Source organism: Candidatus Obscuribacterales bacterium, from assembly GCA_036703605.1.
Lineage (GTDB): Bacteria > Cyanobacteriota > Cyanobacteriia > RECH01 > RECH01 > RECH01.
The window spans coordinates 1-1,708 of the sequence record DATNRH010001039.1 but is presented as its reverse complement, the minus strand read 5'-3'; the positions used below and the strand labels follow the sequence as shown (position 1 = coordinate 1,708).

General features: G+C 52.5%; 2 protein-coding genes. Both read right to left on the bottom strand.

Going from position 1 to position 1,708, the window contains the following annotated elements; genetic code table 11:
• Positions 1–231 precede the first annotated feature (231 nt).
• A complete protein-coding gene (locus V6D20_21225; GenBank protein ID HEY9818303.1) occupies positions 232–1,167 on the bottom strand; it encodes a hypothetical protein in 936 nt (311 codons plus the stop codon).
• A 37-nt stretch (positions 1,168–1,204) separates the two neighbouring features.
• Positions 1,205–1,552 carry a hypothetical protein gene (locus V6D20_21220; protein ID HEY9818302.1) on the bottom strand — a complete coding sequence of 116 codons (348 nt, stop codon included), beginning with the start codon at positions 1,550–1,552 and terminating at the stop codon, positions 1,205–1,207.
• Positions 1,553–1,708 lie beyond the last annotated feature (156 nt).

Sequence of the window (1,708 nt, the reverse complement as noted above, 5' to 3'; positions counted from 1 at the left end):
GAATTCGATCCCACATGAGCAGGAAGAACTTGACAACCCCCTTGATCAGCTCCCACAGCGAGAAATCGGGAGAAGCTCGGTTCGCCAGATATAGGTATAGGAGAATGACGAACAAGCTGACCAGGATGATTTGCACCTTGTAGGCTTGCTTCGCCAGCCTTTGATCCATACCCCTGATTGTATATCAAAAACCGCGAATAGGGCAACACTCAAAAAATGGCTGGGCGCATTTCAAATCGGGGGTGAATTGTAAGCCAGGCGCCACATTTTGTTGAAACGACCACTCATGATCGCCGTTCGGACAGGCAGAAGGCGATCAATACCGGTGCGGCTCCAACGCATCCCCGGGCCAGTGAAACGAGCCTTGTATTGTTTGGCAGCGCTCTCCACCATGCCACTGCCGATCGGATATCCTTCAGCGCGCATTTCCAGATAATTCATGCGTTTGCGGTTGTTGTGAAAGTAACCGGCTTCCTTGCGGAGCGCTTCTGCCTTGTCAGGCTGCCGTTCAGCCTGACTTTGTAGAGCCTGCACTAGTTTATCTACGTGGCCCTGGTAGAGTTTGGTTTCCCAGTGGCGATACCAGCGCTGGGCAGCCGGCGTGCCTTCGCCGTTCAAGGTCTTGGCTGCGTTCGCCAGATGCTCGGTAGCATGATACCAATCCACCAACTGGTGGCTGGCATAGAAGTGTTCACTTACCAGGTTCCAGATCCACAAAGCACCATCTCCCATGGTCAGGCTGTCTTCAGCATGCATCCAATGTCGCTGACGGGCTTCAGCCCATATCTTGCGACCAAACACTTCCGGTCCCCCTAAATGAGCTACGTAACCGTTGTGGATTGCACTTCCCAACTCGATCACTTCCTGGGTGTGAGGGTCATATTGGCGACGTTTAGCGATATCAAACACACAACCAACCTTCAATTCCTTCCAGCCTTCTTCCCGGATATGCACCATCGTTCCATCCATGGCTGCCCCCATGCGCCCCAGCGAGCGGTTGGGATCGATTTCTTGCGGCTCTTCGAACCCATAAGCCTTAGCCTGTTGTAAGCTTTCAATGGCTTGCAGCCTGCGCCCCCAAAGATCAACCCGCCGCCAGACGCTGCTTTGCGATATGTCCACTCGCCCGATTTCCCGCATGATCTGTTCAGCCTGGGCATAGGTCACCAATCCACTCAGCCACACCGCCTGTTTAGCAACCTGCTCACTCCAGTGTTTCTCCCAGATCTGTAGTTGCTGATCCAGAGGGGAAAAAACCCTGCCGACAACCAGGACAGTAGTAATAGCTTCGCTCGATCTGCAGGCTGCCTACCTGGCTTTCAACCCGCTTCCCCTTTTCCCCCTTGGGTTCTAACTCACCCTGGCATTGTGGACAGCTCAGTTTCTCCGCTGGCTGACGATTCTCTTGCCGGGCTAACACCGCTTGGACCATTTGCTCTCCTAACCGTTGGCGTAATTGCAACACGATCTCTTCGATTTGGGTTAATTTCGGCTTGGCGGTTTGTTCATCCCACGCCATCAATTGATCAAAAAGCGCCTCAGCTTCTGCCATAAACTCAGCTTTCAGCCTGACCTGACTTTTCTTCATCGCTCACCTCTCTACCACTAATTTCCTTATTGTGCCATAGTTTCCCCCCAAAACTGATGGCTTTCTCCAGACAAATTGAGATAAGGAAAAATGAGGTAGACTCTCAAGCCAGGAAGCACA

What these genes read in the sequence shown, in the direction of transcription:
- V6D20_21220 (HEY9818302.1), bottom strand. Translation starts at nt 1,552, where the DNA reads ATGGCAGAAGCTGAGGCGCTTTTTGATCAATTGATGGCGTGGGATGAA.